Annotated in this window: 19 protein-coding genes; 8 read left to right on the top strand and 11 right to left on the bottom strand. The window is 67.9% G+C overall.

Annotation, left to right across the window (positions count from 1 at the left end):
• Positions 1-4 precede the first annotated feature (4 nt).
• The 4 genes from ACWF4Z_RS29910 to ACWF4Z_RS29895 all read right to left on the bottom strand — a co-directional run bounded on the left by ACWF4Z_RS29910 (position 5) and on the right by ACWF4Z_RS29895 (position 6,464).
• Positions 5-226, bottom strand: a complete 222-nt coding sequence (locus ACWF4Z_RS29910) for a hypothetical protein (RefSeq protein WP_452246501.1) — start codon at positions 224-226, stop codon at positions 5-7.
• 161 nt (positions 227-387) lie between these two features.
• The gene (locus ACWF4Z_RS29905; RefSeq protein ID WP_452246500.1) at positions 388-1,575 is read right to left on the bottom strand and encodes an SWIM zinc finger family protein; all 1,188 of its coding nucleotides are present in this window, start codon (positions 1,573-1,575) and stop codon (positions 388-390) included.
• Positions 1,572-4,403: an SNF2-related protein gene (locus ACWF4Z_RS29900; protein WP_452246499.1), complete on the bottom strand. Its 2,832-nt coding sequence runs from the start codon at positions 4,401-4,403 to the stop codon at positions 1,572-1,574. The genes ACWF4Z_RS29905 and ACWF4Z_RS29900 overlap by 4 nt, the downstream gene beginning before the upstream one ends.
• A gap of 180 nt (positions 4,404-4,583) precedes the next feature.
• Positions 4,584-6,464, bottom strand: coding sequence for an ABC transporter ATP-binding protein (locus ACWF4Z_RS29895; RefSeq protein WP_452246588.1), 1,881 nt, complete (start codon positions 6,462-6,464; stop codon positions 4,584-4,586).
• Between the two features lie 225 nt (positions 6,465-6,689).
• On the opposite strand from ACWF4Z_RS29895, the gene ACWF4Z_RS29890 reads away from it, so the two are divergent.
• From ACWF4Z_RS29890 to ACWF4Z_RS29875, 4 genes are all read left to right on the top strand, one after another.
• A complete protein-coding gene (locus tag ACWF4Z_RS29890; protein ID WP_452246498.1) occupies positions 6,690-7,394 on the top strand; it encodes a TetR/AcrR family transcriptional regulator in 705 nt (234 codons plus the stop codon).
• Complete coding sequence (locus tag ACWF4Z_RS29885) at positions 7,388-9,121, top strand: ABC transporter ATP-binding protein (RefSeq protein WP_452246497.1); 1,734 nt, start codon at positions 7,388-7,390, stop codon at positions 9,119-9,121. Before ACWF4Z_RS29890 ends, ACWF4Z_RS29885 begins: the two co-directional genes overlap by 7 nt.
• 73 nt (positions 9,122-9,194) lie before the next feature.
• On the top strand, positions 9,195-11,249 hold the full coding sequence (locus tag ACWF4Z_RS29880) for an ABC transporter ATP-binding protein (RefSeq protein WP_452246496.1): 2,055 nt from the start codon (positions 9,195-9,197) through the stop codon (positions 11,247-11,249).
• 95 nt (positions 11,250-11,344) lie between these two features.
• Positions 11,345-12,208: a nucleoside hydrolase gene (locus ACWF4Z_RS29875; protein ID WP_452246495.1), complete on the top strand. Its 864-nt coding sequence runs from the start codon at positions 11,345-11,347 to the stop codon at positions 12,206-12,208.
• Between the two features lie 6 nt (positions 12,209-12,214).
• Here ACWF4Z_RS29875 and ACWF4Z_RS29870 read toward each other — a convergent pair whose 3' ends face one another.
• Together ACWF4Z_RS29870 and ACWF4Z_RS29865 are read right to left on the bottom strand one after the other, a co-directional pair.
• Positions 12,215-13,411 (bottom strand): M20 metallopeptidase family protein, encoded by a 1,197-nt coding sequence (locus tag ACWF4Z_RS29870; protein ID WP_452246494.1) that lies wholly within the window; start codon positions 13,409-13,411, stop codon positions 12,215-12,217.
• Positions 13,408-14,328: a 5'-3' exonuclease gene (locus tag ACWF4Z_RS29865; RefSeq protein WP_452246587.1), complete on the bottom strand. Its 921-nt coding sequence runs from the start codon at positions 14,326-14,328 to the stop codon at positions 13,408-13,410. The genes ACWF4Z_RS29870 and ACWF4Z_RS29865 overlap by 4 nt, the downstream gene beginning before the upstream one ends.
• 71 nt (positions 14,329-14,399) lie before the next feature.
• Here ACWF4Z_RS29865 and ACWF4Z_RS29860 point away from each other — a divergent pair, with 71 nt between their 5' ends.
• The 3 genes from ACWF4Z_RS29860 to ACWF4Z_RS29850 are packed head-to-tail and all read left to right on the top strand — an operon-like array spanning position 14,400 to position 16,515.
• A complete protein-coding gene (locus ACWF4Z_RS29860; RefSeq protein WP_452246493.1) occupies positions 14,400-14,840 on the top strand; it encodes an Lrp/AsnC family transcriptional regulator in 441 nt (146 codons plus the stop codon).
• A gap of 44 nt (positions 14,841-14,884) precedes the next feature.
• Entirely contained in the window at positions 14,885-16,270 is a 1,386-nt protein-coding gene (locus ACWF4Z_RS29855; protein ID WP_452246492.1) for a ferredoxin reductase family protein, read from the top strand.
• A 35-nt stretch (positions 16,271-16,305) separates the two neighbouring features.
• On the top strand, positions 16,306-16,515 hold the full coding sequence (locus ACWF4Z_RS29850) for a hypothetical protein (RefSeq protein ID WP_452246491.1): 210 nt from the start codon (positions 16,306-16,308) through the stop codon (positions 16,513-16,515).
• A gap of 1 nt (position 16,516) precedes the next feature.
• Here ACWF4Z_RS29850 and ACWF4Z_RS29845 read toward each other — a convergent pair whose 3' ends face one another.
• From ACWF4Z_RS29845 to ACWF4Z_RS29825, 5 genes are all read right to left on the bottom strand, one after another.
• Positions 16,517-17,929 (bottom strand): HAMP domain-containing sensor histidine kinase, encoded by a 1,413-nt coding sequence (locus ACWF4Z_RS29845; protein ID WP_452246490.1) that lies wholly within the window; start codon positions 17,927-17,929, stop codon positions 16,517-16,519.
• Positions 17,926-18,603, bottom strand: a complete 678-nt coding sequence (locus ACWF4Z_RS29840) for a response regulator transcription factor (protein ID WP_452246489.1) — start codon at positions 18,601-18,603, stop codon at positions 17,926-17,928. The genes ACWF4Z_RS29845 and ACWF4Z_RS29840 overlap by 4 nt, the downstream gene beginning before the upstream one ends.
• A gap of 85 nt (positions 18,604-18,688) precedes the next feature.
• Complete coding sequence (locus ACWF4Z_RS29835; RefSeq protein WP_452246488.1) at positions 18,689-19,231, bottom strand: MOSC domain-containing protein; 543 nt, start codon at positions 19,229-19,231, stop codon at positions 18,689-18,691.
• Between the two features lie 50 nt (positions 19,232-19,281).
• Positions 19,282-20,949 (bottom strand): hypothetical protein, encoded by a 1,668-nt coding sequence (locus ACWF4Z_RS29830; protein ID WP_452246487.1) that lies wholly within the window; start codon positions 20,947-20,949, stop codon positions 19,282-19,284.
• A 184-nt stretch (positions 20,950-21,133) separates the two neighbouring features.
• Entirely contained in the window at positions 21,134-22,606 is a 1,473-nt protein-coding gene (locus ACWF4Z_RS29825) for a KamA family radical SAM protein (RefSeq protein WP_452246486.1), read from the bottom strand.
• Positions 22,607-22,859: 253 nt separating this feature from the next.
• Between ACWF4Z_RS29825 and ACWF4Z_RS29820 the strand changes: the two genes are divergently transcribed.
• Positions 22,860-24,443, top strand: coding sequence for an amidohydrolase (locus ACWF4Z_RS29820; RefSeq protein WP_452246485.1), 1,584 nt, complete (start codon positions 22,860-22,862; stop codon positions 24,441-24,443).
• Positions 24,444-24,506 lie beyond the last annotated feature (63 nt).

The following is a 24,506-nucleotide window of genomic DNA, read 5'->3' as shown; positions in this document are numbered from 1 at the left end:
CCGGTCAGTTCAGCACGTACTGGCCGATCGCCTGCTGATACTGCGTCTCACCGGGAAACAGGTATCCCTGCGGCTGCTCGAGAAAGACGAACCCGTCGTAGTGCGGACACTCGGCAGGCGTGGCCGCGACCGTGGCACTCCCAAGGCGGTGACCGGTGCGCAGCTCGTACACGGTGAGCGCGTAGGCGATCGAGGTGTAGCGGTCGATCAGCACCTTCTTCGACACCGCGTCGGTGCACTCCTGGCTCTCGTCATTCTCGATCTCATGGTCGACGCAGCCGACGAGCTGGGCGTCCTTCGCCGCCGGGTACCAAGGCAGCCTGGTGTCCTGGGGGGATCGTGATGGCTCGTCGCTTCCGGACAGGATGGCAGCTCACCGGTTCGCCGTTACCAATCGGTGGTCAGAGCGGTGAGCGGGTCTGGGGTGGCGGGGGCGGTAGGGGTCCAGGTGTGGTTGATGCGGCGGTAGGGGTGCCAGCGGCCTTGGTGGTCGAGGCGGAGTTGGAGGTCGGTGCCAAGGGAGAGGCGGTTACCGGCTGTGGTGATGGGGAGGTTGTCGTCGGCCGCTTCGAGCTCGGTGCGGGCGCGGGCGAGGTCGGTCGGGTCAGGGGTCCAGGTGTGCTCGAGTACGTCGAGGCCGGGTGCGCCGCCGTACCGCCACGCTTGGATGCCGAGGGCAAGCTCCTCGGATCGGCCGGTCGCCTCGGCCAGGGGAGCGGTGAGCTCGGGGAAGTCCGCAGCCAGGCGAACGGCGTCGGCCCACTCGTCGAGCGCGGCCGGCTCGGGGGTGTTGTGCAGGAGCGCGCTGAGGAGTGCGCGCGCTCGTCGGGCCGCGTCGAGTACGAGCAACGGCAGTGACGCGGGCGCGAAGCCGGGTGGCGGTTCGATCCCGCTCACGGCGAGGTCGTCGAGGCCGACCCTCGGCGGAAGCTCGGGGAGTGCCGGCAGGTCGCGGACGGGAGTTTCCAGCACGTCGTCGAGGTGGACGCCTGCCTCGACCGGCCTGACGGCAGGCGCCTGGCTTCGGGCTTGCAGCTGGTCGAGGAGATCGTCACGATCGCGACCGCGGAGCAGCAGCAGGATGAACGGATCATCGTCGAGCAGCCAGGCCACCTGATAGCAGAGCGCGGCGGCATGCTGGCACGGCAGCTCCCACCCGTCGCACGTGCAGCTCGAGTCGAGCTCGCCGATCCCCGGCAGCAGCGGTACGCCGGCATCCGCGGCCGCATCCACCAAGTCGTGCGGCATCTCGCCGTCAAGCAGCGCCGCGATGTGACCGGCACGCGCGGCAACCTGGTCGAGGAACCGGCTCCACGCATCCTCGGTCAGCTCATCCACCCGTACGACGGACTCGTACGTGTCGTCGGGTGAATAGACCATCGCCGCGATCCGACCCGCGCTGATCGTGATCGCACCGACCTGACCGGAGTTGGCGTACCGGCGCCCCTTCCGCAGCTGATCCGCATCCAGCGAAGTGTCCTCGAGCGCCTGTACCCAGGTCCGAGCCCACCAGGACCGGCCGCGGGTACTCCGCCGCTGAGCCTCGAACGCCACAAATCCCCGCGCCGCGCTCATCGAGCCCCTCCGCGCAGCTCGACCAGGTCGGCCAGCTCGGTATCGGAGAGCTCGGTCAGGGCCGCCTCGCCACCGGACAGGACTGCCTCGGCGAGCTCGCGTTTGCTGGCGAGCATCGCGGCGATCCGGTCCTCAATGGTGCCTTCGGCAATCAATCGGTGCACCTGCACCGGCCGCGTCTGGCCGATCCGGTACGCGCGGTCGGTCGCCTGATCCTCGACGGCCGGATTCCACCAGCGGTCGTAATGCACGACGTGATCGGCCCGGGTCAGATTCAGTCCCGTGCCCGCCGCCTTCAACGAGAGCAGGAACACCGGCACCTCACCCGCCTGGAACCGATCGACCATCTCCTCCCGTTTCGGCACCGGCGTACCGCCGTGCAGGAGTTGAGTGCCGATCCCACGCTCGGCCAAGTGTCGCTCGAGCAGTCGCGCCATCGCGACGTACTGAGTGAAGACGAGCACAGCGCCGTCCTCGGCGACGATGGTCTCGAGCAGCTCGTCGAGGAGCTCGAGCTTGCCGGACCGACCAGTCAGCCGGGCGTCCTCGCCCTCCTTCAGGTACTGCGCCGGATGGTTGCAGATCTGCTTCAACCCGGTCAGCAGCTTCACGATCAGCCCGCGCCGCGCCATCCGGTCGCTCGCCTGCACCTCCGACATCAACTCGCGAACCGTCGCTTCGTAGAGGACGACCTGCTCACGGCTCAGCGAGACCGCCTGATCCGTCTCGGTCTTCGGCGGCAGCTCCGGCGCGATGCCGGGATCGGACTTGCGCCGCCGCAGCAGGAACGGGCGGACCAGCTTCGCCAGCCGCGCCGCGACCTCCTCGTCCTTGTCCGCCTCGATCGGTGCGGCCCACTGGTTCCGGAATGTCGTGAGCCGGCCGAGCAATCCGGGTGTCGTCCAGTCGAGAATCGCCCATAGCTCGGACAGGTTGTTCTCGACCGGAGTACCCGTCAAGGCAACCCGAGCTTGTGACGGGACAGTCCGCAGGGCTTTCGCCGTACCGGACGACGGATTCTTCACGTGCTGCGCCTCATCGGCGACGACGAGCCCCCAGTGGTGCTCGGCGAGTCGGGCTGCGTCGCGCCGCAGCGTCCCGTACGTCGTCAGCACGAAGCCTTCCCGGGCATCGTCGAGGGATCGCGACGAACCGTGGAATCTTCGTACCGGCGTGCCTGGGGCGAATCGGTTGACCTCGCGCTCCCAGTTCCCCAGGAGGGAGGCCGGGCAGACCACGAGTGTCGGGCCGATGGTGTCGGGCGACTCCTGGCGATGCAGGTGGAGTGAGATGAGCATGATCGTCTTGCCGAGGCCCATGTCGTCGGCCAGGCAGCCGCCGAGGCCGAGCGAGGTCATCCGGGCGAGCCAGCGCAGGCCGCGGAGTTGGTAGTCGCGCAGTGTTGCCTGCAGTCCGGCGGGTGCACCGATCGGTTCGTCAGCGCGATCTGGGTCGGCGATGCGCGCGCGGACGTCGTCGAGCCAGGCGGTCGGGGTGACGGCGACCTGACGGCCGTCGATCTCGGTCGTGCCGGTGAGCGCGGCGCCGAGGGCGTCGATGGCGGTGACGGGTTTGAGGATCCGCTCGCGCGCCTTCCGGGCCAGCTCGGGATCGATCAGCATCCACTGGTCACGCAGGCGGACGACCGGCCGGGTCGCTTCGGCGAGCTGGTCCAGCTCGGCTTCGGTCAGTGGCTCGCTGTCGGGATCGTTGCCGAGAGCAACCTGCCAGCTGAAGTCGAGGGTCGCGCCGCCGCCGAAGAAGCCGGGCATGCTGCTCGGCGGGCCGTCGGGTGAGGTGATGGCCGCGCGCGCGGTGAGCGCGCGTCCTAGGCTGCGCGGCCAATGTACGTCGACGCCGGCAGCCGTCAGCCGCTGCGCCGACCCAGCTAGTAGCTCGGCGACATCCTCGTCCGCCAAGTCCATCCGATCCGGTACGGCGGAGTCGAGCAGTCGGCCGAGTGGTGGCCAGACGCGAGCCGCCCGCCGGATGGCGAGGGTGGCGTCGATGCGGGCCCGTGGACCGAACCCGGGGACGTCTTCGGCCCAGACGTCGTACGCGTCGCGCACCAACGTCGGGTCCTTGAGGCTGTGCAGCTGGACGGCCGCGCTGAAGGCGAGCGAGTCGGCCAGCTCGATCCGCAACGAGATCCGTACGCCGGTGTCGAGCCCGACGGACACCTCGTCCGCCCACGACCGCAACCGCTCAGCCCGCTGCAGTGCTCGTCCCGCAAACAAGGTCGTCTGATGCGCCTTAGCCGCAGCCGGCGATCGAGGCATCCCATCCGCCACCGCATCCAGAAACCCCCGAACCAACTCCTCAGCCACCGGCAACCGCACACCCGCCGCGCCGGACCTGTCCGCCGGAGCTGACGCCTCGGTGGTTGGCGAGGTGGGGAGTGGGAGGGCGCGGGCGGAGGGGGGCATGGCCTCGGCCAGGTCGAGGATGCGGGTGATGTCGGCGGGGTCCAGTGGACCTACTCGCCAGGCGTCGTGGCCGGCGGGGGAGAGGCCGGGGAGGAGCTTGCCTCGGGCAACCAGTTGGAGGGCGGCCAGGGACGCGGCGCCCCAGAACGCGGCGGACGGGTGAGCCGTGGGTGCCTGCCGGGCGCGACCGAGGATCGGGACCGCTTCGACGATCGGGAGCTCGATCGCACGGACCGAGCGTGGTGCCGCGTCGACGATCAGATCGAGCTCGATCTGCTCACCGACCCCGAGCGGCAGTTCCCCACCCTCGGGATCCCAGAACGCGACCCGCCCCTCCCGCGGCGGATCCGCCGGCCTGAACACCACCGCAAACCCAGCCAACGCCTGCCCCGAACCCAACACCCCAACCACCCTCCCAAACACCCACCACCATCACCAACACGACCTGTCGTTCACACTTGAGCGGCCCGACCACCCTCCCGATCAACTACCGCCGTCACCGACCACGACCTGTCGTTCACACTCCACCGCCCCGACCACCCTCCCGATCAACCGCCGCCCTCGCCAACGACGACCTGTAGTTCACACTCTGATTGCCTCGGCTTCTTGGGGTTTGGGTTGGTCGAATTGAGTTCGGTAGAGCTCTTCGTAGCGGCCGCCTACTGCTAGGAGGTCGGCGTGGGTGCCTCGCTCGACGATGCGGCCGGCTTCGATCACGAGGATCTGGTCGGCGGCGCGGATGGTGGACAGGCGGTGCGCGATCACGATCGCCGTACGTCCGGCGAGCGCCTCGGTGAGGGCGGCCTGGACGGCGGCCTCGTTGGTCGAGTCCAGCGCCGCGGTCGCCTCGTCGAGGATGACCACTCGTGGTTGCGCGAGCAGCAGCCGAGCGATCGTCAGCCGCTGCCGCTCACCGCCGGACAACCGATACCCGCGCTCGCCGACCACCGTGTCCAGCCCATCGGGGAGTGATCGGATCAACTCACCCAGCCGCGCCCGCGTGAGCGAATCCCACAGGTCGTCCTCGGTCGCCTCGGGCCGCGCGAGCAGCAGGTTCTCCCGGATGCTGTCGTGGAAGAGATGCCCGTCCTGCGTCACCATCCCGAGCGTCTCCCGCAACGACTCGGCCGACACGTCCCGAACGTCGACGCCCGCGAGCTTCACAGCCCCCGAATCGACGTCGTACAACCGGGGGATGAGCTGTGCGATCGTCGACTTGCCGGCTCCGGACGACCCGACCAGCGCGACCATCTGCCCGGGCTCGGCCCGGAACGACATGTCGTGCAGCACCTCGACGCCACCGCGCGTATCGAGCTTCGCGACCTCCTCGAGCGAAGCCAGCGACACCTTGTCCGCCGACGGATACCCGAACCGGACCGACGAGAACTCGACCGACACCGGCCCGTCAGGCACGCGACCCGCATCCGGCTTGTCCTTGATCAGCGGCTCCAGATCCAGCACCTCGAAGACCCGCTCGAAGCTCACCAGCGCGGTCATGACCTCGAGCCGCGCACTCGCGAGCGCGGTCAGCGGCGCATACAGCCGGGTCAGCAGCAACGCCATCGAGACGACCGCACCCGCGTCGAGCTGGTCGCGCAACGCGTAGAAACCACCCAGCCCGTAGACCACCGCCAGAGCCAGCGCGGAGACCAGCGTCAACGCCGTGACGAAGATCCACTGCACCATCGCGGTCCGTACGCCGATGTCCCGCACCCGCCGTGCCCGGATCGCGAACTCCAGCGACTCCCGCTTCGGCCGGCCGAACAGCTTCACCAACGTCGCACCCGGCGCCGAGAACCGCTCGGTCATCTGCGTGCTCATCGTCGCGTTGTAGTTGGCCGCCTCCCGCTCCAGCGACGCGAGCCTGCGCCCGACCCGCCGCGCCGGGATCACGAAGATCGGCAGGAGGATCAGCGCGAGCAGGGTGATCTGCCACGAGACTCCGACCATCACGACCAGTGTCAGCACGAGCATGACCACATTGCTGACCACGCCGGACAGCGTGTCGCTGAACGCCCGCTGCGCGCCGATGACGTCGTTGTTCAGCCGGGAGACGAGCGCGCCGGTGCGCGTCCGGGTGAAGAACGCGATCGGCATCCGCTGGATGTGGTCGAAGACCGTCGTCCGCAGGTCGAGGATCAGGCCCTCACCGATCTGCGCGGACAGCCAGCGGGTCAGCATGCTGAGCCCGGACTCGGCGACCGCGATCACCGCGATCGCCACGGCGAGCATCACGACGACGCTGACCGCCTTGCCGCCGACGATCGCGTCGACGACGCGTCCGGCCAGCACCGGCGTGGCGACCGCGAGCACGGCGGCGCCGACGCTCAGCACCAGGAACCAGAGCAGTTGCCGCCGGTGTGGCCGCGCGAACGCCAGGATGCGGGCCAAAGTCGCCCGGGAGAACGGTCGCTTGTCGTCTTGGGCGTGCATCGCGTGGTACAGCGAGTTCCACGCGGTCATTTCCATGCTCACGGTTGCGCTCCGCCTGAATCGGTCGATCGGAAGGTCGATGATTCCGGACACCACCGACAAAACCTGACGCTAGAACCTCGACAATGCTTGAGGTCAATCGCCGAGCGTTCCGTACGGTGTACGGGACGCCCGGAGAGTGTAGCGGAGAACTGGTCTGCGCCGGCTCCGGAAATAGACTTGTGAGTGAGTACTCACTCAGTTACTCTCGATCCCGTGTCACCCCGAGCGACTCCACTGCCTCCCGACGAACGGCGCGCCGCCATCGTCCGGGCCGCCCTGCCGTTGATCGAGGAGTTCGGCACCGAAGTCAGTACCAAGCAGATCGCCGAGGCCGCCGGAATCGCCGAGGGGACGATCTTCCGCGCGTTCGGCCGTAAAGACGCACTCATCGACGCGACGCTCGCGGCCGCGCTGGATGTCAGCGACATGGTCAAGGCGCTCGCACAGGTCGACCGTTCGCTGCCGCTGCGGGAGCGGACGATCGCCGCGGTCGAGATCGGCCAGAAGCGGCTGCAAGACGTCTTCAAGCTGATGTTCACGTTGCGCCTGCGCCGCCCACCCGACCTGAAGTCCTCGCCCATGGACGAGGCCCGCCGCAAGCGGCAGTCCGATCTGGCCAACGCCGCGTTCGCCGACCTGCTCCGGCCGGACGCGGACCAACTGAAGACCACGCCGGAGGAGGTGGTCCGGCTGATCGGGCTGCTGACCTTCTCGGCCACCCACCCCATGATTTCCGGCGGCCTGGTGCTGACCGCCGAGGAGATCGTCGACTTCGCCTTCGACGGTGTCCGCAAACACGACAGAGGCCCGGACGCGATGAGCTGTCCCAGTTCAACTGAGCCGCCGGCCACCGATGACATCGCCGAGTTCGCGCTCGACGGTGCTCTCCATCACGACTCTGGGGATGATCGATGTTAGTTCGCGTCTTGCGGACGTACTTGCGTCCGTACGCGGGAAACCTGTCCTTGGTGGTGGTCCTGCAGCTGGTCGGGACGATCGCCTCTCTCTACCTGCCCAGTCTGAACGCCGACATCATCGACAACGGCGTGGCCAAGGGTGACACCGGCTACATCATGGGCACCGGCGGCTGGATGCTCGGCGTCAGTCTGATCCAGATCCTCTGCACGGTCGCCGCGGTGTACTTCGGTGCGAAGACGGCTGCCCTGTTCGGTCGCGACGTACGCGCTGCCGTGTTCCACCGGGTCGGGGAGTTCTCGGCCCGGGAGGTCAACCAGTTCGGTGCGCCGACCCTGATCTCTCGGAGCACGAACGACGTCACCCAGATCCAGATCCTGGTCGTCACCACCTGCACGATGCTGGTTGCCGCACCGATCACGATGATCGGCGGCATCTTCATGGCGGTCCGCGAGGATGCGGGCCTGTCCTGGCTGGTGGCTGTCGCCGTACCGCTGCTGGCGCTGTGTGTCGGCTTCATCGCGAGCCGGATGGTCCCGCAGTTCCGCAAGATGCAGAAGAACGTCGACGGGGTGAACCGGGTGCTGCGCGAGCAGATCACCGGCATCCGGGTGGTCCGGGCGTTCGTCCGCGAGCCGCACGAGGTCGAGCGTTTCGGCGAGGCCAACCAGAACCTGACCGACACGGCCATCCGGGCCGGTCGGCTGATGGCGCTGGTCTTCCCGACGGTCATGCTGATCCTGAACGTGTCGAGCATCGCGGTGCTGTGGTTCGGTGCCTCGCGGGTCGAGGACGGGTCGATGGAGGTCGGCGAGTTGACGGCCTTCCTCAGCTACCTGATCCAGATCCTGTTCTCGGTGATGATGGGCGTGTTCGTGATGATCATGGTGCCGCGCGCCGCGGTCTGCGCGGACCGCATCGCCGAGGTGATGGACACCGAGTCGTCGGTGCGGCCGCCGGTCACCCCGATCACGACCTTCACCGGTCGCGGTCAGCTGGTCTTCGAGAACGCCTCGTTCCAGTACCCGGGTGCGGCCGAGCCGGTGTTGCGTGACATCAGCTTCGTCGCGTCACCGGGTCAGACGACCGCGATCATCGGGAGTACCGGCGCGGGTAAGACCACGCTGCTGTCGCTGGTGCCACGGTTGTTCGATGCCACCGGCGGGCGGGTGCTCGTGGACGGAATCGACGTACGCGATCTTGCTCCGGAGGCGTTGTGGGAGCGGATCGGCCTGGTGCCGCAGCGTCCGTACCTCTTCTCCGGGACGGTTGCCACCAACCTGCGGTACGGGAACCCGGATGCCACCGACGACGAGCTCTGGGCCGCGCTGGAGATTGCCCAGGGCAAGGACTTCGTCGCGGCGATGCCGGAAGGGCTGAACTCGCCGATCGCCCAGGGCGGTACGAACGTGTCCGGCGGCCAGCGGCAGCGGCTCGCGATCGCCCGGGCGCTGGTGCGCAAACCGGAGATCTACCTGTTCGACGACTCGTTCTCGGCGCTCGACCTGGCCACGGACGCCCGGCTGCGGGCGGCGCTGCGGCCGATCACGGCGAGCGCCTGCATGGTGATCGTCGCGCAACGGGTCTCCACGATCATCGACGCCGACCAGATCATCGTGGTCGAGGACGGCGCGATCGTCGGCAAGGGTACCCACCAGGAGTTGCTCGACGAGTGCCCGACGTACGTCGAGATCGTCGAGTCCCAGCGGTCCGCGGAGGAGGCAGCGTGAGCGAGCGAAGCGAGTTCACCAATCAGCAGAGCAGTGCCCGCTCATGCGCGCCCGGAGCGAAGCGAGGACGCGCATGAGTGAGTCGAAGACACCGCCATCCACGAACGGACAGGCTCCGACCGAGGAGGGCGCGGCGACGACGGTGAAGGCGACCGAGCGGCCGACGACCGGTCGCGCGTTCGGGCCTCCGGGCGGTATCCCGGGGGACAAGTCGATGAACTTCCTGCCCTCGGCGAAGCGGTTGCTCGGCCGGTTGCGGCCGCACCGGCTGCAGGTGGGCGGCGTCGTACTGCTGGCGATCTGCAGCGTGACGCTGTCGGTGATGGGGCCGAAGATCCTCGGCCGCGCGACCGACATCATCTTCGCCGGCGCGATCGGCAAGAGGTTCCCGAGCGGTCTGAGCAAGGAGCAGGTGATCGAGCAGACGCGTGCCGCCGGCAACGGCCGGCTCGCGGACCTGCTCAACGGCATCGACCTGATCCCCGGCGTCGGCATCGATTTCGATGCCCTGCGCAACGTCTTGCTGATGGTGCTCGCGCTGTACGTCGGTGCGTTCTTCCTGTCCTGGATGCAGGGCTACATCCTGAACGGCGTGGTCCAGCGGACTGTGCTCAGCCTGCGTTCCGACGTCGAGGACAAGCTGAACCGGCTACCACTGAGCTACTTCGACGGTGCACCCCGCGGTGAACTGCTCAGCCGGGTGACGAACGACATCGACAACATCTCGACCAGCCTGCAGCAGACGCTGAGCCAGCTGCTCACCTCGCTGCTGACGGTGGTCGGCGTGATCGCGATGATGTTCGTCGTCTCGCCGCTGCTGGCCTTGATCGCGCTCGTCACGATCCCGATCTCGATGGTCCTGACCGCGGTGATCGCCAAACGGTCGCAGACCCGGTTCGTCGCGCAGTGGCGTCACACCGGTGCGCTGAACGGCCAGATCGAGGAGGCGTTCACCGGACACGAGCTGGTGAAGGTCTTCGGGCGGCAGAAGGAGATCGAGGAGAGCTTCGCGAAGAAGAACGAGGAGCTGTACCAGGCCGCGTTCGGAGCGCAGTTCATCTCCGGTCTGATCATGCCCGTGATGATGTTCATCGGGAACCTGAACTACGTGGTCATCGCGGTCGTCGGTGGTCTGCGGGTTGCCTCAGGCACGATGTCGCTGGGTGACGTGCAGGCGTTCATCCAGTACTCGCGGCAGTTCACCCAGCCACTGACCCAGGTCGCCTCGATGGCGAACCTGCTGCAGTCCGGGGTCGCTTCGGCCGAGCGCGTGTTCGAGGTACTGGACGCCGAGGAGCAGGTGCCGGAGGACGCGACGCCGGAGAAGGTCACGGATGCTCGTGGCCGGGTCGAGTTCGAGCACGTGTCGTTCTCGTACGACCCGGACAAGCCGCTCATCACCGACCTCAGCCTGGTCGCCGAGCCTGGTCAGACGGTCGCGATCGTCGGCCCGACCGGAGCCGGCAAGACCACGCTGGTCAACCTGATCATGCGGTTCTACGAGCTGAACGGCGGGCGGATCACGCTCGACGGTGTGGACATCACCGAGCTGACCCGGCACGACCTGCGCTCGCGGATCGGCATGGTGCTGCAGGACACCTGGCTGTTCGGCGGCACGATCCGGGACAACCTGATGTACGGCAACCTCGACGCCACCGAGGAGGAGATGCTCGCCGCGGCGAAGGCGACGTACGTCGACCGCTTCGTGCACAGCCTGCCCGACGGGTACGACACGGTGATCGACGAAGAAGGCAGCAACGTCAGCGCCGGTGAGAAGCAGTTGCTCACCATCGCGCGAGCGTTCCTGGCGGATCCGCAGCTGCTGATCCTGGACGAGGCCACCAGTTCGGTCGACACCCGCACGGAGGTCCTGGTCCAACGCGCCATGGCCGCCTTGCGCTCCGACCGGACCAGCTTCGTCATCGCCCACCGCCTCTCCACCATCCGCGACGCAGACCTCATCCTCGTGATGGAAAGCGGAGCCATCGTCGAACAAGGCACCCACCGCGAGCTCCTGGCCGCCGACGGCGCCTACGCCCGCCTCTACAACGCCCAGTTCAGCGGCGCCGTAGCAGGCATCGACGAAGAAGCCCCCACCCCAGTAGGAGCCCCAGGCCCCCGCCGCTGACCTCACCAGGGAGGGGGACGCCGACCAGGCGTCCCCCTCCCTTCGTCTGTGGATAACTCCCGCGGTCCTGCTGCCGGATATGAGGTACTTGGCGCATGAGCGAACCGATGATCATTGACACCGATGCTGGTGGGGATCCGGATGACACGGTGGCTGTGGTGGTGGCGGGGTTGGGGGTGCCGGAGTTGGCGTTGGTGGTGACTAGTGACGAGGTGGGTGGGGAGCGGGCTCGGTTTGTTCGGTATTTGCTGGATCTGGTGGGGCGGGCGGATGTGAAGGTGGTGGCTGGGTCCGATCTGGGGAACACGCGGTTGTGGTTCGTGGACGGGCTGGTCCCCGCCGATGTGCCGAAGCAGGGTGGAGATGTGGTGGAGGCGGTCGCGGAGGTTTGTGGTACGACGCCTGGTCCGGTGAGGTGGGTCGGGATGGGGCCGCTGTCGAATCTCGCGGCGGTGCAAGAGGCGCGGCCTGAGCTGGTCGCGAAGCTGGTCGTGACGCAGATGGGTGGCGCGCTGAAATACCGGGATCCGGCCCGGGCCGAGCACAACTTCCGGGTGGATCAGGACGCGGCCATCCGGATGTTGCCGGTGCTCGAGCCGTGGCTGCCGACCTTGGTCGTGAACGACGTGACCTTCAACCCGGCGCTCGAGATCACGCCGGAGACGCCGATCTACCAGAGCTGGACCGCGCCCGATGCGCCACCCTGGAGCCGGGTTCTCAAGGCCCACACGGATCGCTGGCTCGCGTGGTATCCGGGCTCGATGCAGCACGACGGCCTCACCCTCGCGGCAGCACTGCTCTGGCCGGGCATCCGGTTCGTCCGGGAGCGCGTCGTACTCGACGACATCGCCCGCATGACCCTCGACCCAGACGGCACCGAAGTAAGGATGTCGATCAGCGCGGACTACCCCGCCTTCATGTCCTGGCTCGAGGCGCGCCTGAGCCGCCACCGCGCATAAGCCCGGCTACTCGCGGGTGAGGCGGCGGACGGCGAGTTCGGCGAGGAGGGCTGCGCCGTCGGGGAGGATCGAGTCGTTGAAGGTGGCCAAGGGGGAGTGGTTGTCGTGGGCGGCGTCGGGATCGGCTGATGCGCAGGCGCTGAGGTTGAGGTAGACGCCGGGGACCTCGTTGAGGATGTAGGAGAAGTCCTCGGCGCCGCAGCGCGGGTTGGCTCGTTCGCGGAAGCGGTCGGGGCCGAAGAGGTCGACGATGGTGTCGCGGGCGAAGGCGTACTCGTCGGCATTGTTGACCGTCACCGGGTAGCCGACCCGATAGTCCACCTCGGCGGTGAGTCCGTGCGCCGTCGCCAAGGACTCGGAGAGTTGCACGGACGCCTGCTGCATCTTGGCCCGGGCCGGCTCGGAGAACGTTCGTACCGTCGCCTCGAAGAACGCGTCGTCCGGGATGATGTTTTCCTTCGTGCCGCCCGCGATCTGCCCGACCGTGAGCACGACCGGATCGAACACGTCGAACTGCCGCGTGACCATCGTCTGCAACGCACCGACGATCTCGCAGAGCACCGGGATCGGGTCCTTGCCTCGGTACGGCGTCGACCCGTGCGTCCCCTCGCCGATAACGCGCACGTGCAACTGGTCGGCCGCGGCCATGAACGAGCCCGGCTTACTGCTCCACATCCCCAACGGCTGGCCGGCCGAACCGACATGCAGCCCGTACGCCGCATCGGCCCGACGTCCCGCGGCCTCGAGCACCCCCTCGCGGATCATGACCGGCGCGCCACCGGTCGTCTCCTCACCGGGCTGGAACATGAACACCACATCACCGGCGAGCTCAGCCTGCAGCGCCGACAGGATCTTGGCCGCACCGACCAACCCCGCGACGTGCAGGTCGTGACCGCAGGCATGCATCATCCCGGCATGCCGGGATACGTACGGTACGTCGACCCGCTCGCTCACCGGCAACGCGTCCATGTCACCGCGAAGCAGTACGACGGGACCCGGCCCGCGACCGCCGCGCAGGACCGCGGTCACCGACGACAGCTCCTTGCCGACAGTGATCTCCAGCGGCAGGCCCGCCAAGGCGTCGAGGATCAAGGCCTGCGTCTTCGGCAGCTGAAGATCGAACTCCGGCACCTGATGCAACGCCCGCCGCAGCGCGATGATCTCGTCGCCGAACTGCTCAGCCAGCCGGACCGTAGAGCTCATGCCGCAGGTCCCAACTTCAACGCCGACATGACCCGTTGCGCGCTGCCGCCCAGCTCGAGCAACTCGACCAGGTCCAGCCACCGCTCAGGGTCCTTCACCTCGCGCGGGATCTGAGCGTCGTACGTCCCGACCGGCGCGTCCTTCGCGACCGCGACCACCGTGGGCGCGACCTCGAGGTAGTCGTGCGCCTCCAGGATCTTCCGCTTCACCGAGGCGGACATCGGCGTACTCGGGTTCGCGGCCGCGGCCCGGATCGTAGCGAGATCGCCGTACGACGTGACCAGCGAAGCGGCTGTCTTCTCGCCGATGCCCTTCACCCCGGGCAGTCCGTCGGAGGCGTCGCCGCGGAGGGTGGCGAAGTCGGCGTACCGGTTCGCTGGGATCTCGTACTTGGCCAGCAGCGCCTTCTCGTCGTACACATCCGCCCGGCCGACGCCGCGCGCCGCGGTGTAGATGATCCGGATCCCGCGGCTGTCGTCGATCAGCTGGAACAGGTCGCGGTCGCCGGTCACCACATCAACCGGCATCGTCGCCTGATGTGACAGCGTCCCGATCACGTCGTCGGCCTCGTGGTCGGGCGCGCCGACGACCGCGATGCCGAGCGCGTCCAGGCAGGCGCGGATGTAGGGCACCTGCACCTCGAGCCGGTCCGGCACGTCCTCGACCTGCTCGCCCTTCTGCGTCACGAACTCGACCCGCTGTGCCTTGTACGACGGAATCAGCGCGACCCGCCAGGACGGACGCCAGTTGTCGTCCCAGCAGGCGACGAGATGGGTCGGCCGGTGGTTCTCGGCCAGCCGGGCGATGAAGTCGAGCAGGCCGCGGATCGCGTTGGTGGGCGTCCCGTCCGCGGCCTTCATCGTGTCCGGAACCCCGAAGAACGCACGGAAGTAGAGCGACGCGGTGTCGAGCAGCATCAGCCGCTGCGGTGTCTCAACCATGGGGTGATGCTTTCATGCCGGGTGGTCGCGGCAGTAGGGTCACCAGGATGGAGGATCTGGACCGCAAGATCGTCGCGCTGCTCGCGTCCGACGGCAGGATGAGCTTCACCGACCTCGGCAAGGCGACCGGCCTGTCCACGTCGGCGGTCCACCAGCGGGTCAAGCGGCTGGAGCAGCGCGGGATCATCCTGGGGTACTCGGCAACGATCGACCACACCGCGCTCGACCTCCCACTGACCGCGCTGATCTCGATTCGCCCGATCGACCCGTCCCAGCCGGACGACTCGCCCGAGCGCCTCCGCGAGGTCTCCGAGATCGAGTCCTGCTACTCGGTCGCGGGCGACTCCAGCTATGTCCTCGTCGTCCGGGTCGCTTCCCCGGGCGCCCTCGAGAACCTCCTGGCCGTCATCCGCGCCCGCGCCAACGTGTCTACCACGACCACCATCGTCCTCAGCACTCCGTACGAACGCCGGCCCCCGGCCCTCTAAGAACTCTTACCCCGGTCACAAACTGGGGCGGAATTCTCGGTGTCATGACAGACACCCTGGAACGACGGACCGCCGCGGCGCGCTCGTGGAAACCGCGACTGGTCGCGGACCTGATGGGCGGGCTGGCTGTTGCCGCGGTTGTGCTGACGACGTGGATCTGGGCGCGGGACGGCGGGCTGCTGCAGACCTTCGTGTATCCGCAGTACCTGCTGGAGTCGCAGGCCCTGTACACCGGCCTGCTGTCGCAGGTCTTGATGGTGCTGATGGTCTTGTTCATGGCGCGCATCCCGTGGGTCGAGCAGTCCTGGGGTCACGACGTACTCGCGCGCCGGCACAAGTGGCTGGGATACGCGTCGTTCTGGCTGGCGATCGCCCACACCGTCCTGTTCGCGCTCGAACGGGTGCAACGCCGGCCGTCGGAGTGGCCGGCGGCCCTGTGGCAGCTGTTCGTCCGGGACTCGTGGATGCTGTGGGCAACAATCGGGACGTTGCTGATCATCGCGGTGGTGATCACCTCGATCCAGCTCGCCCGCCGTCGGCTCAGGTACGAGAACTGGCACCTGCTTCACCTGTACTCGTACCTCGGCATGGCTCTCGTGCTCCCGCATCAGCTCGCTGACGGCACGCACTTCCACGAGACCTGGACGCAGGTGTTCTGGTGGACCCTGTACGTCGCCTCCCTCGCGGCCGTCCTGATCTGGCGGGTCGCGATGCCGCTATGGCTGTCGTGGCGGCACAAGCTCGTCGTCGACGCTGTGGTCGCGGAGACGCCCAGCGCGTTCTCGATCGTGCTGCGCGGTCGGCGGCTCACCAGGCTCCGGACGAGGTCGGGTCAGTTCTTCATCTTCCGCTTCCTCGGCGGCCCGGGCTGGACGCGCGGCAATCCGTACTCGATCTCCGCTGCGCCCACGAACGACTCGCTGCGGATCACTCTGGAGGCCGGCGGCGACGGCGCCGAGCGCGCCCGCACCCTCAGGCCGGGGACCCGGGTCCTGATCGAGGGGCCGTACGGGACGATGACGGCCGAACGGCGTACGCACGCCAAGCTGGTGATGATCGCGGCCGGCGTCGGGGTCACGCCGTTCCGCGCTCTGTTGGAGGACCCCGGCTACGGTCCGCGTGAGGCCGCGCTGATCTACCGGTACACGAACGACGAGCACGCCATCTTCCTGGCCGAGCTGACCGATCTCGCCGTACGACGAGGCATCGAGCTGATCCTCTTGCCCGGGCGACGCCGAGACGACGGCTCGTGGCTGCCGGCCGACGTCGAGGGCTCCGACGCAGAGGCCTTGCAACGGTTCATCCCCGACATCGCCGACCGTGACGTCTTCGCGTGCGGGCCGGTCCCGTGGCTGAAGGCCGTACGTCGTGCCGCCCGCAAGGCCGGCGTGAAATCCCGCGACTTCCACGACGAGGACTACGCGTGGTGAGTCCACCCAACACCGTTCACCTCAAGGAGAAAGTCATGAAGAAGATCATTGCCTTCGGCATCGGCACCATCGCTCTGGTCGGCGCTGCCGTCGGCGTCCAGGCCTTCGCCACCAATGGCCACGACGAGAACAAGCAGCCGTCCGCCGCGACGCAGACCTCGCCGGGGTCGACCACCAAGCCGGACGACGGGCAGCGGGACGGGTTCACCGAGGACCACACCGGCAAGCCCGGCGAAACGAAGTAGGTCAGGAGCTGATGGGAAGGGAGAGGATCGCGCGCAGGCCGGCGCCGGGTGCATCGGTCAGGGTGAGGGTGCCGCGGTGGAGTTCGGCCTGTTGCTGGGCCAATGCCAACCCGAGCCCGGAGCCCTGGCTGCGTGGATTCGCCCCGCGCGCGAACCGCTCCTTCATCGCCTCCCGCTGGTCGGCGGGGATGCCCGGACCGTCATCGCTGATCGTCACGAAGGCCTGGTGGTCGTCGCGGTGGAGCATCACGTCGACCCGTCCGTCCGCGCGGCCGTGCAGGGCGGCGTTGTCGAGGAGGTTGTCGACGGCGATCCGCAGACCGGTCGGCCATCCGTCCAGGAACGACGGTCGGCCGTGATCGATCGTGAGCCGGTAGGTAGTGTGCGGGTGACGCCGCTGCGCGTGCCGGACTGCATCGTCGAGCAGCTCGCCCAGGTCGACGCCGGCGCGGGCCGGGAGTGCGCCGGTATCTCCGCGGGCGAGTGTCTGCAGGCCCTCGAGCAGTCCGGTGATGCGGTGATGTTCGACCAGGGCCGCGGCCAGGATTCGCTCGCGATGTTCGGGCGGCAGGTGTGGGTTGCGCTGGAGTGTTTCCAGGTCGATGCCGAGGCTGGTCAACGGCGTACGCAGCTCATGGCCGGCGTCCGCGGTGAAACGCCTGGTCGACTGGGTGCTGGTCTGCAACTCGGCCAGCATGCCGTTGAGCGCGGCTGAGAGGTCGGCGACCTCCTGCGGACGGGTCTCGTCGGGGAGCCGCTGATCGCCGTCGGCGGTGCGGATCCGGGCCGCGCCCGCTCGGAGTCGCTGCAGCGGCTGCAGGATCAACCGGGTGATCAACCACACGCCCGAGCCGGTCACCAGGGTCGCCGCGATGGCCGTGATCGTGACGAGTCGCGCGTTGTCGGCCCGTCGGTCCTCGATCGGCGCGAGATCCTGCAGCACTTGCAGCCGTTCCGACGAGCCGTCGGCCAGCGGTTGAGTCAGCGAACGCCAGGTCTGGTTGCCGACCCGGATCGTGCTGTAGCCGTTGGTTTCTGGGACCGGTACGGCGACGGTCGGTTGATCACCACGTTCGGCGATGATCTGCCCGTCGGCGATCAGCCGGACGAGCGACTGGCTCCCGACCAGCAGGCCGCCGTAGTCGTCGTTCTGCTGCTGCGCGTGGTCGCCCGAGGACAGGAGTTTGTCGGCGTCCTGACGAACCTTGTCGGCGCGGGAACTCAGCTGCTGGTCGACGTCTGCCCGGTCGCGATGGTCGATCCGTACGACGATCAGCACGCCGGCGAGCGCGACCACGACCATGACCAGCAGCGCGACGCTGGCGGTGATCTGCGCGCGCAGGCTGCGGGGAACCAGGTCGCGCGGAACCAGGCGGCGCGGAACCAGGCGGCGCGGAACCAGGCCGGGCCTCATGGCCGCAGCACGAATCCGACGCCGCGGATGGTGTGCAGCAATCGGGTCTCGCCGCCCGCTTCGAGCTTGCGCCGCAGGTAGCCGATGAATACGTCGACCACGTTGGTGTCGACGTCCCAGGTATAGCCCCACACACGCTCGAGCAGCTGGTTGCGGCTGAGCACCTGACCCGGGTGATGGGCGAAGGTCAGCAGCAGATCGAACTCCCGCGTCGTCAGGCCGAGATCCCGGCCGGCTCGGCCTGCAATCCGCCGGGCCGGCTCGATGGTGAGCTCACCGAGGACGAGCGGCCGTTCCTGGCTGGTCTCGTGCAGCCGGACGAGTGCATGCAACCGGGCAGCCAGCTCACCGATGGAGAACGGCTTGACCACGTAGTCGTCGGCGCCGGCGGCCAGGCCGGCGACCCGATCGTCTACCTCGTCGCGTGCGGACAGCATGCAGATCGGAAGCGTCCGGCCGTCGGCCCGGAGACGCCGTACGACCTCGACGCCGTTCAGACCGGGCATCACCACGTCCAGCAGTACGACGGCCGGCAGCTGACTACCGATTGCCGCCAGCGCGACCTCGCCCGTAGCCGCCTCGCGCACCGCAAAACCCTCAGCCGTCAGCCCGAACTGCAACGCCCGCCGCACGCCTTCATCATCGTCGACAACCAACACCACAGGACTCCGCACAGCGATACCGACACCTCCTACCCGAGCAACCACCCTCCGCCCGCCAGTGTGTCAACCAACCCACAAAACAGATTAAGAATCCGACTCAGACGACTTCCAGCGGCCTGTGCGGGGCGGCCGGGAGGTCGACGGTGATCGGGTCGTCGGGGCGGATGATTCCGCCGCTCACCACGATGGACATCACGCCGGTCTTGCGTACGACGTTGCCCTCGTCGTCGGTGTGGATGACCTCCTTGAGGAGGCCGGGGCGGAAGTTGTTGATCTGGTGGCATGGACTCCGCAGGCCGGTGACCTGGACGACCGCGTCAGGTCCGATCCGCAGGCGGGTGCCCTCGGGGAGTCCGAGGAGGTCGACGCCGTGGGTGGTGACGTTCTCGCCCAGTTGGCCTGGGTTCACGTCGTACCCGAGGGTGCGGAGTTCGTCGTACAACTCGAACTGGATGAGATGTACCTGCCGCAGATTCGGCCGGGTCGGGTCGAGGCGCATCGGGTGAAGATGTTGGATCGTCGCGCCCGCATGGGCGTCACCTTCGATCCCGATGCCCTCGATCAGTCGAATCGAATCCACGGCCGGCTTGCTGAAGCGATGCTCCGCGTTCCGGCTGACTCCAACGACACGTCCGTCCATAGAACTAGTGTCAGGGGACCAGGACGAGTTTGCCCAGGTCGGTGCGGTGTTCAGTAGCCGCCGGCGGCGGTGAGTTGGGATTCGAAGCTGGCGATGGTGATTTTGCCCTTGCCTTTGGGTGGGACGGTGAGGACGACGTCGTGGAGGACGGTCTTGGTGATTGCGTTGTTGTACTTGACCGTGGCGGGGCTGAACGCGATCTGGTCGCCGTCGGTCCAGTTGAAGGCGTAGTTCGCGCCGGGCTCGGCCTTGAACTCCTCGGTGACGGTTGCGAAGACGAGCGCGTCACCAGACGTCGTGACGAACCCGGCCGGCGGTGTGTCGACGCTGAACTTGACGTCCACGCCGGCGTAGACCTTCGGCTGGGTGACCTTCAGCTTCAGGTCCGCGGCAACATCCGAGAGCTTCTTCGCGACGTCCGCGTTCGGACCGAACGACGCCGCCCGCGGCGACTTCACGCCCCCGGTCAGGTACTCGGCGAACGCCGTTGCCGCGACGGCAGGAGTGGCGGTCAGGCCGGCGGCGTTGGTCTTGTTGACCGGTCGCAGCCCCTTGAGTTCCGGGAACTTGACCGTCGTTTTCGGCGCTGCCGCGAAGACGAGCATCCAGGGGCTGCCCGCCGACGCACGCTCCCACAGACCGAGGTAGCGGTAGTCCTTGGTGTCCGAGATGCCCGCGGACACGACGAACTGCATCGGATAGGCGCCGTACGACGGAGCCAGGATCGTCGGCGTGGTGTACGTGAACGGCTTGATCAGGTTCTTGCCGGACTTGTCGAGCGCGCGGCTGATCGTGTACCCGGCCTGGCTCTCGCGGACGAGGTTGCCGCCCTCGACGGTCGCGATCATCTTGTCGTCACGGCGGCGGTTGGCCTCGTTGTTGACCTCGTTGTAGTGCTTGACGACCGCGACCCCGGCCTCGGTGCTGACGGCAGGCCGGGTCAGGGCGGCGACCGTGTCGGTCTGCGGGATCGCCGAGCATCCGGTCGCGAACGCGATGACGAGCCCCGCCGTCGCCACCCGGCGATACGTGCCAGGCGGAGGAGGACCCTGCCCGGCAGATACCGGTACGCCGGGAGCCGGGTAGACGGGCTGCGGTTCCTTCGGCCGGCGCCGCCGTACGAGGATCAGAAGGAGGCCGAGGGCAACCAAGATCAGCCCGGCCACGAAGACGGCCAGTGCGGTCACGAAGGCATTCGGGATCTCGATCCCCAGGTTCACCTGCAGATCCGGTGGCGTCTTGCCGTCGGCGTTCATCACGACGACGTCGTATGGGCCGTCCTCGATCGGCCAGGCGATCGACTGCGTTCCGGCGCCGTTCGCCTTCGCGACCCACCAGTCCAAGGTGTTCGGTGCGGCCAGGGGAGTGGCGTTGCCCTTCTTCTCCTGGGTCGTCAGCGTGACCGGAAACTGGACCTGGACCAGCGAGGTGTACGCGGACTGCTTCAGGTAGCTCGCCACATCGAAGTCGCGCGCCACCCCGACGAAGACCGGCTGGCCCTTCACGGAGTGAGCCTCGACGTGCAGCACCGGACCGTGGCGGTTGAGCAGGTCGGGCGTACTGGCGATCGCCAGGCCCTTGCTGCTCAGGTGCTGATCACCGGAATGGACAGTGTCGTCCGGTCCGATCAGCCAGAACGCGGCGGCGCCGCCGATGACAGCGACGACTAGACCAATCAGGGCGAGTAAGACACCAAAGACAGAGCGGAGGACCCGCACATGCACTCCCGGGACGGCGGCATGTCTCAGACATGCCGAACGATAGACGAGGCGAGATGCTAGCGGTCGACAGGTCCACCTGGTCCGGCCCGGTGCGTGATTGCCAGGGCTGCGAATGGTCTAGAGCTGGAACACCTCCGGTGCCACCCCCTGCATTGGTGGCACCGAAGGCGGATTGGGGCGGTTAACCGATGTCGAGGAGCTTCTGCGCCTCGGCAGCGTTGCGGGAGGCCGCGGCGCGGGTCTCGGCCTCGGCCAGAGACGTGCCGGCGTGCTGCCGCCACCACTGCCGGCCCTCGGCCGGCAGCGTGTCGATCGGGTCGTAGTACTCGTAGGTGCGGTTGAGCGCGTCCGGGTCCTGCTGCTCGATACCGGTGCGGTAGTTCTTCTTCCAGTACGAGATGCCGCGCACCTCGTCGTACTCGGACAGCTGGTGCACCCACCGCTTGCCGACGTACGGGACGTCGCAGACGATGCGCGGCGTCGCGAAGCCCGGGAGGTAACCGAGGATGCCGTGCTGCAGGTGCTGCGCGTCCTTGACCGAGACCCGCCAGTGCTCGGAGAACGGGATCATGTCGCACATGTAGAAGTAGTACGGCGTGATCGTCGCGCCATCGAGGAGTGCGAAGCACAGGTCGAGCAGCTGCGGCACGGAGTCGTTGACGCCGCGCATCAACACGCCCTGGTTGCGAACGTCGCGCAGACCCGCCTCGAACATCGCCTTCGTCGCCTCGGCGACCAGCGGCGTGACGGACTGCGCCGCGTTCACGTGGGTGTGCATCGCGATCATCACTCCGCGCCGGCGGGCGATCGAGGCCACCCGCTCGACGCCGGCCCGGACGTCGTCGGACAGCCAGTGCTGCGGCATGCCCATCAGCGCCTTGGTGGCGAGCCGGATGTCGCGGATGTTCTCGATCTCGAGCAGGCTGGTGAGGAACGCCTCGAGCCGCGGCCACGGCATGTTCGCCACGTCGCCGCCGGAGACGACGACGTCGCGGACTCCCGGCGTACGACGGAGGTAGTCGAGCATGTCGTCGAGACGCGTCTGCGGCTTCGCGACGAACTTGAGCTTGTCGATCACCGGGGTCGAGTTCCCGACCAGGTCCATGCGGGTGCAGTGACCGCAGTACTGCGGGCACGTCGGCAGGATCTCCGCGAGGACCTTGGTCGGGTATCGGTGGGTCAACCCCTCCGTGGCCCACATCTCGTGCTCGTGCAGCGAGTCCCGGGTGGCGTGCGGGTGGGACGGCCAGTCGCCGCGCCGGTCGCTGAACACGGGCAGCATATAGCGACGCACCGGGTCTGCGTAGAAGGCCTCGGTGTAGTCGGCGGCGCCGTTCGGGACGATCGTGTTGAGCATCTGCGGCGGCAGCAGCATCGACATCGTCGCCCGCTCGGCCTGGTCCCGGGTCAGGTCGTCGTACAACCGGTCCTCGAGCAGGTCGCCCATCACGTCACGCAGTTGCTTGACGTTCTTCACGCAGTGCGACCGCTGCCACTGCGCCGATCGCCACTGCTCGGCCGTGACGTCCTTCCACCCCGGGAGGCGAGTCCAGTCAGGCTCCACCAGCTCGGCCCGGCGGTACAGGTACGGCTGGTCGGCGGGGTTGAGCGAGTCCTCCGGGACACCCAGTTCTGGGCTGATCAGGTCGGTCACGAGTCCTCCGAAGGCGTCAGGGATACAGCGGTCTCCTGTGAGGATAGCGATAGAACTTCCTTCGAATCCACTAGGAGACCGCAAGAATTGTCGTCAGACCTCGACTTGAGGAGTATTTTGCCCGGTCGCACGCCGCCGGACCTCGTCCCGCCCGGCTCAAATGTCGACAAAGGCACAAGCCTGCCGTGTCAGTAATTGGCGCCGCAGGGATGCCCGTGGTCGCTGCGCGAGCGGGTTGGCGCAGGATTGGTGCGTGCGCACACTGCTGACGAACGGTTCCGTCTACTCACCCGCCGACCCTCACGCCACCGCGATCGCGTTCGACGACGGGGTCGTGACGTGGCTCGGTGACGACACCGGCGCGAGCTCGTACGCCGACGGTGCCGACGAGGTGATCGACCTCGACGGCAAGCTGGTCACGCCGGCCTTCGTCGATGCCCACGTCCACACCGCACAGACCGGCGCTCTCCTGAACGGTCTCGATCTGGCCGGTACGACGTCGCTGACCTCAGCCCTGGATCGGCTGGCCACCTTCGCGACAACGCTTCCCAGTGACGCGGTGATCGACGGGGCGGGTTGGGATGAGACCGCATGGCCGGAGGGTCGGCCGCCGATGGCCGAGGAACTGGACCGCGCCGGTGGCGGCCGCCGCATCTATCTGTCCCGCGTGGACGGTCACTCCGGAGTGATCTCCTCTGGGTTGATCCCGGTGGCCCACGGCGACGGCTTGGACCCGAACGGTCGGGTGGAGCGGGATGCGCACCACGCGGTCCGCGATGCTCTGAGTGAGCTGATCGGTCCGGAGCAGCGTCGTACGGACGTCGTCGCCGCTGTGAAGGCGATGGCGGCGAAGGGCATCGGGGCGTTCCACGAGATGGCCGCACCGCACATCGGGCCGCTCTGGGAACTGCCGATCGTGCGCGCGGTCGCGGACGAGCTCGGCCTGTCGGCGACGCTGTACTGGGGTGAGCCCGGCGTCTTCGAGCACATCGGGACCTACGGGTTGGCCGGGCTCGCGGGTGACCTCAATGCCGATGGCGCGCTGGGTTCTCGGACCGCGGCGCTGCGTGAGGCGTACGCCGACCGTGCGGACCATCGTGGTCACGCCTACCTGACACCTGAGCAGATTGCGGACCATGTGATCGGGTGCACCGAGCGGAACGTGCAGGCCGGGTTCCACTGCATCGGCGATCAGGCTCTCGACAACATTGCGCGCGGATTCGAGCTCGCTGCCGAGAAGGTCGGCGTGCAGGCTCTGGTCGCGGCGCGGCACCGCCTCGAGCACGTCGAAATGGTCGACGAGGCAACGATTGCGACCCTCGCCCGCTGTGGTGTGGTCGCGAGCGTTCAGCCGGTCTTCGATGCGCTGTGGGGTGGCGCGGACGGGATGTACGCCGAGCGCGTCGGCGACCGTTGGCAGGGGATGAACCCGTTCGGGTCGCTCGCCCGGGCCGGCGTCGTCCTGGCCTTCGGATCGGACTCGCCTGTCACTTCGCTGGGCGGGTGGGAGGCGGTCCGAGCGGCCGCGTTCCACCACGAGCCGACCGAGCGGATCACCGTCCGGGCTGCATTCCAGGCGCATACCCGGGGTGGCTGGCGCGCGGTGGGCATCGACGACGCAGGTGTACTGGCGCCGTCCACGGCTGCGACGTACGCGATCTGGGCGACCGACGCCGACCTCGTCGTACAGACACCGGACCAACGAGTCGCCGCTTGGTCGACCGACCCCCGAGCCGGCGTCCCGGTCCTCCCGGACCTCACCGCAGAACTCCCCACCTGCCTACGAACCACAGTCGCCGGCCGAGTCGTCCACGAAGCCGACGGCTGGACGCGGTAACACAGAAAAGGCAGCGCCTGGCCGACCGAAAGTGATAGTTAGAGAGCTTCTGATGCGGTTTAC

Source organism: Kribbella sp. NPDC055071, assembly GCF_053608045.1.
This window is presented reverse-complemented; position numbering and strand designations above follow the sequence as displayed.

What these genes read in the sequence shown, in the direction of transcription:
- ACWF4Z_RS29905 (WP_452246500.1), bottom strand. Translation starts at nt 1,575, where the DNA reads ATGAGCGCGGCGCGGGGATTTGTGGCGTTCGAGGCTCAGCGGCGGAGT.
- ACWF4Z_RS29895 (WP_452246588.1), bottom strand. Translation starts at nt 6,464, where the DNA reads ATGACCGCGTGGAACTCGCTGTACCACGCGATGCACGCCCAAGACGAC.
- ACWF4Z_RS29885 (WP_452246497.1), top strand. Translation starts at nt 7,388, where the DNA reads ATGTTAGTTCGCGTCTTGCGGACGTACTTGCGTCCGTACGCGGGAAAC.
- ACWF4Z_RS29880 (WP_452246496.1), top strand. Translation starts at nt 9,195, where the DNA reads ATGAGTGAGTCGAAGACACCGCCATCCACGAACGGACAGGCTCCGACC.
- ACWF4Z_RS29875 (WP_452246495.1), top strand. Translation starts at nt 11,345, where the DNA reads ATGAGCGAACCGATGATCATTGACACCGATGCTGGTGGGGATCCGGAT.
- ACWF4Z_RS29870 (WP_452246494.1), bottom strand. Translation starts at nt 13,411, where the DNA reads ATGAGCTCTACGGTCCGGCTGGCTGAGCAGTTCGGCGACGAGATCATC.
- ACWF4Z_RS29865 (WP_452246587.1), bottom strand. Translation starts at nt 14,328, where the DNA reads ATGCTGCTCGACACCGCGTCGCTCTACTTCCGTGCGTTCTTCGGGGTT.
- ACWF4Z_RS29860 (WP_452246493.1), top strand. Translation starts at nt 14,400, where the DNA reads ATGGAGGATCTGGACCGCAAGATCGTCGCGCTGCTCGCGTCCGACGGC.
- ACWF4Z_RS29855 (WP_452246492.1), top strand. Translation starts at nt 14,885, where the DNA reads ATGACAGACACCCTGGAACGACGGACCGCCGCGGCGCGCTCGTGGAAA.
- ACWF4Z_RS29850 (WP_452246491.1), top strand. Translation starts at nt 16,306, where the DNA reads ATGAAGAAGATCATTGCCTTCGGCATCGGCACCATCGCTCTGGTCGGC.
- ACWF4Z_RS29845 (WP_452246490.1), bottom strand. Translation starts at nt 17,929, where the DNA reads ATGAGGCCCGGCCTGGTTCCGCGCCGCCTGGTTCCGCGCCGCCTGGTT.
- ACWF4Z_RS29835 (WP_452246488.1), bottom strand. Translation starts at nt 19,231, where the DNA reads ATGGACGGACGTGTCGTTGGAGTCAGCCGGAACGCGGAGCATCGCTTC.